The organism is Pseudomonas sp. GW821-FHT09C10 (assembly GCF_059418085.1).
On the sequence record NZ_JBWKPE010000031.1, the window covers coordinates 1 to 5,122 of the forward strand.

The 5,122-nt window shown below is 51.6% G+C and carries 2 tRNA genes and 2 rRNA genes; all 4 read left to right on the forward strand.

Annotated elements, in window-relative coordinates:
* The first annotated feature begins 54 nt into the window (after positions 1-54).
* The 4 genes from AC07OT_RS30905 to AC07OT_RS30920 all read left to right on the forward strand — a co-directional run bounded on the left by AC07OT_RS30905 (position 55) and on the right by AC07OT_RS30920 (position 4,997).
* Positions 55-1,591: ribosomal RNA gene (locus tag AC07OT_RS30905) — 16S ribosomal RNA — on the forward strand.
* Between the two features lie 82 nt (positions 1,592-1,673).
* Positions 1,674-1,750, forward strand: a tRNA-Ile gene (locus AC07OT_RS30910).
* Positions 1,751-1,780: 30 nt separating this feature from the next.
* Positions 1,781-1,856, forward strand: a tRNA-Ala gene (locus AC07OT_RS30915).
* A 249-nt stretch (positions 1,857-2,105) separates the two neighbouring features.
* Positions 2,106-4,997 (forward strand): 23S ribosomal RNA (locus tag AC07OT_RS30920).
* Together the 16S and 23S rRNA genes with 2 tRNA genes alongside form the textbook arrangement of a ribosomal RNA operon.
* The last annotated feature ends 125 nt before the right edge of the window (positions 4,998-5,122 follow it).

A 5,122-nucleotide genomic window follows, 5' to 3' on the forward strand; every position in this document is an offset into this window, starting at 1 on the left:
TAACCAACGATTGCTGAGCCAAGTTTAGGGTTTCTTAAAAACCCAAAGATGTTTGAACTGAAGAGTTTGATCATGGCTCAGATTGAACGCTGGCGGCAGGCCTAACACATGCAAGTCGAGCGGTAGAGAGAAGCTTGCTTCTCTTGAGAGCGGCGGACGGGTGAGTAATGCCTAGGAATCTGCCTGGTAGTGGGGGATAACGTTCGGAAACGGACGCTAATACCGCATACGTCCTACGGGAGAAAGCAGGGGACCTTCGGGCCTTGCGCTATCAGATGAGCCTAGGTCGGATTAGCTAGTTGGTGGGGTAATGGCTCACCAAGGCGACGATCCGTAACTGGTCTGAGAGGATGATCAGTCACACTGGAACTGAGACACGGTCCAGACTCCTACGGGAGGCAGCAGTGGGGAATATTGGACAATGGGCGAAAGCCTGATCCAGCCATGCCGCGTGTGTGAAGAAGGTCTTCGGATTGTAAAGCACTTTAAGTTGGGAGGAAGGGCCATTACCTAATACGTGATGGTTTTGACGTTACCGACAGAATAAGCACCGGCTAACTCTGTGCCAGCAGCCGCGGTAATACAGAGGGTGCAAGCGTTAATCGGAATTACTGGGCGTAAAGCGCGCGTAGGTGGTTTGTTAAGTTGGATGTGAAATCCCCGGGCTCAACCTGGGAACTGCATTCAAAACTGACTGACTAGAGTATGGTAGAGGGTGGTGGAATTTCCTGTGTAGCGGTGAAATGCGTAGATATAGGAAGGAACACCAGTGGCGAAGGCGACCACCTGGACTGATACTGACACTGAGGTGCGAAAGCGTGGGGAGCAAACAGGATTAGATACCCTGGTAGTCCACGCCGTAAACGATGTCAACTAGCCGTTGGGAGCCTTGAGCTCTTAGTGGCGCAGCTAACGCATTAAGTTGACCGCCTGGGGAGTACGGCCGCAAGGTTAAAACTCAAATGAATTGACGGGGGCCCGCACAAGCGGTGGAGCATGTGGTTTAATTCGAAGCAACGCGAAGAACCTTACCAGGCCTTGACATCCAATGAACTTTCCAGAGATGGATTGGTGCCTTCGGGAACATTGAGACAGGTGCTGCATGGCTGTCGTCAGCTCGTGTCGTGAGATGTTGGGTTAAGTCCCGTAACGAGCGCAACCCTTGTCCTTAGTTACCAGCACGTTATGGTGGGCACTCTAAGGAGACTGCCGGTGACAAACCGGAGGAAGGTGGGGATGACGTCAAGTCATCATGGCCCTTACGGCCTGGGCTACACACGTGCTACAATGGTCGGTACAGAGGGTTGCCAAGCCGCGAGGTGGAGCTAATCCCATAAAACCGATCGTAGTCCGGATCGCAGTCTGCAACTCGACTGCGTGAAGTCGGAATCGCTAGTAATCGCGAATCAGAATGTCGCGGTGAATACGTTCCCGGGCCTTGTACACACCGCCCGTCACACCATGGGAGTGGGTTGCACCAGAAGTAGCTAGTCTAACCTTCGGGAGGACGGTTACCACGGTGTGATTCATGACTGGGGTGAAGTCGTAACAAGGTAGCCGTAGGGGAACCTGCGGCTGGATCACCTCCTTAATCGACGACATCAGCTGCTCCATAAGTTCCCACACGAATTGCTTGATTCATTGAAGAAGACGATAAGAAGCAGCCCGAAATTGGGTCTGTAGCTCAGTTGGTTAGAGCGCACCCCTGATAAGGGTGAGGTCGGCAGTTCGAATCTGCCCAGACCCACCAATTTTGTGTGGGAAACGCCTGTAGAAATACGGGGCCATAGCTCAGCTGGGAGAGCGCCTGCCTTGCACGCAGGAGGTCAACGGTTCGATCCCGTTTGGCTCCACCACTACTGCTTCTGCGTTATGAAAGCTTAGAAATGAGCATTCCATCAGTATGATGGTGAATGTTGATTTCTAGTCTTTGATTAGATCGTTCTTTAAAAATTTGGGTATGTGATAGAAAGATAGACTGAACGTTACTTTCACTGGTAACGGATCAGGCTAAGGTAAAATTTGTGAGTGGCTCTTAATTGAGTATGATCGAATTTTCGGCGAATGTCGTCTTCACAGTATAACCAGATTGCTTGGGGTTATATGGTCAAGTGAAGAAGCGCATACGGTGGATGCCTTGGCAGTCAGAGGCGATGAAAGACGTGGTAGCCTGCGAAAAGCTTCGGGGAGTCGGCAAACAGACTTTGATCCGGAGATGTCTGAATGGGGGAACCCAACCATCATAAGATGGTTATCTTGTACTGAATACATAGGTGCAAGAGGCGAACCAGGGGAACTGAAACATCTAAGTACCCTGAGGAAAAGAAATCAACCGAGATTCCCTTAGTAGTGGCGAGCGAACGGGGACTAGCCCTTAAGTGGCTTTGAGATTAGCGGAACGCTCTGGAAAGTGCGGCCATAGTGGGTGATAGCCCTGTACGCGAAAATCTCTTAGTCATGAAATCGAGTAGGACGGAGCACGAGAAACTTTGTCTGAATATGGGGGGACCATCCTCCAAGGCTAAATACTACTGACTGACCGATAGTGAACTAGTACCGTGAGGGAAAGGCGAAAAGAACCCCGGAGAGGGGAGTGAAATAGATCCTGAAACCGTATGCGTACAAGCAGTGGGAGCCCACTTTGTTGGGTGACTGCGTACCTTTTGTATAATGGGTCAGCGACTTATTTTCAGTGGCGAGCTTAACCGAATAGGGGAGGCGTAGCGAAAGCGAGTCTTAATAGGGCGTCTAGTCGCTGGGAATAGACCCGAAACCGGGCGATCTATCCATGGGCAGGTTGAAGGTTGGGTAACACTAACTGGAGGACCGAACCGACTACCGTTGAAAAGTTAGCGGATGACCTGTGGATCGGAGTGAAAGGCTAATCAAGCTCGGAGATAGCTGGTTCTCCTCGAAAGCTATTTAGGTAGCGCCTCATGTATCACTGTAGGGGGTAGAGCACTGTTTCGGCTAGGGGGTCATCCCGACTTACCAAACCGATGCAAACTCCGAATACCTACAAGTGCCGAGCATGGGAGACACACGGCGGGTGCTAACGTCCGTCGTGAAAAGGGAAACAACCCAGACCGTCAGCTAAGGTCCCAAAGTTATGGTTAAGTGGGAAACGATGTGGGAAGGCTTAGACAGCTAGGAGGTTGGCTTAGAAGCAGCCACCCTTTAAAGAAAGCGTAATAGCTCACTAGTCGAGTCGGCCTGCGCGGAAGATGTAACGGGGCTCAAACCATACACCGAAGCTACGGGTATCACGTAAGTGATGCGGTAGAGGAGCGTTCTGTAAGCCTGTGAAGGTGAGTTGAGAAGCTTGCTGGAGGTATCAGAAGTGCGAATGCTGACATGAGTAACGATAATGGGTGTGAAAAACACCCACGCCGAAAGACCAAGGTTTCCTGCGCAACGTTAATCGACGCAGGGTTAGTCGGTCCCTAAGGCGAGGCTGAAAAGCGTAGTCGATGGAAAACAGGTTAATATTCCTGTACTTCTGGTTATTGCGATGGAGGGACGGAGAAGGCTAGGCCAGCTTGGCGTTGGTTGTCCAAGTTTAAGGTGGTAGGCTGAGATCTTAGGTAAATCCGGGATCTTAAGGCCGAGAGCTGATGACGAGTTACCTTTTAGGTAACGAAGTGGTTGATGCCATGCTTCCAAGAAAAGCTTCTAAGCTTCAGGTAACCAGGAACCGTACCCCAAACCGACACAGGTGGTTGGGTAGAGAATACCAAGGCGCTTGAGAGAACTCGGGTGAAGGAACTAGGCAAAATGGCACCGTAACTTCGGGAGAAGGTGCGCCGGTGAGGGTGAAGGACTTGCTCCGTAAGCTCATGCCGGTCGAAGATACCAGGCCGCTGCGACTGTTTATTAAAAACACAGCACTCTGCAAACACGAAAGTGGACGTATAGGGTGTGACGCCTGCCCGGTGCCGGAAGGTTAATTGATGGGGTTAGCTAACGCGAAGCTCTTGATCGAAGCCCCGGTAAACGGCGGCCGTAACTATAACGGTCCTAAGGTAGCGAAATTCCTTGTCGGGTAAGTTCCGACCTGCACGAATGGCGTAACGATGGCGGCGCTGTCTCCACCCGAGACTCAGTGAAATTGAAATCGCTGTGAAGATGCAGTGTATCCGCGGCTAGACGGAAAGACCCCGTGAACCTTTACTATAGCTTTGCACTGGACTTTGAATTTGCTTGTGTAGGATAGGTGGGAGGCTTTGAAGCGTGGACGCCAGTCTGCGTGGAGCCATCCTTGAAATACCACCCTGGCAACTTTGAGGTTCTAACTCAGGTCCGTTATCCGGATCGAGGACAGTGTATGGTGGGTAGTTTGACTGGGGCGGTCTCCTCCTAAAGAGTAACGGAGGAGTACGAAGGTGCGCTCAGACCGGTCGGAAATCGGTCGTAGAGTATAAAGGCAAAAGCGCGCTTGACTGCGAGACAGACACGTCGAGCAGGTACGAAAGTAGGTCTTAGTGATCCGGTGGTTCTGTATGGAAGGGCCATCGCTCAACGGATAAAAGGTACTCCGGGGATAACAGGCTGATACCGCCCAAGAGTTCATATCGACGGCGGTGTTTGGCACCTCGATGTCGGCTCATCACATCCTGGGGCTGAAGCCGGTCCCAAGGGTATGGCTGTTCGCCATTTAAAGTGGTACGCGAGCTGGGTTTAGAACGTCGTGAGACAGTTCGGTCCCTATCTGCCGTGGACGTTTGAGATTTGAGAGGGGCTGCTCCTAGTACGAGAGGACCGGAGTGGACGAACCTCTGGTGTTCCGGTTGTCACGCCAGTGGCATTGCCGGGTAGCTATGTTCGGAATAGATAACCGCTGAAAGCATCTAAGCGGGAAACTAGCCTCAAGATGAGATCTCACTGGGACCTTGAGTCCCCTGAAGGGCCGTCGAAGACTACGACGTTGATAGGTTGGGTGTGTAAGCGCTGTGAGGCGTTGAGCTAACCAATACTAATTGCCCGTGAGGCTTGACCATATAACACCCAAGCAATTTGCGTCGAAAGGCCAGATTGCGGTGTGTGAAGACGCAATGAACCGAAAGTTCGAGATTTCACAAAACACCGACAGCTGTCACATACCCAATTTGCTGAAGCGAGGCCA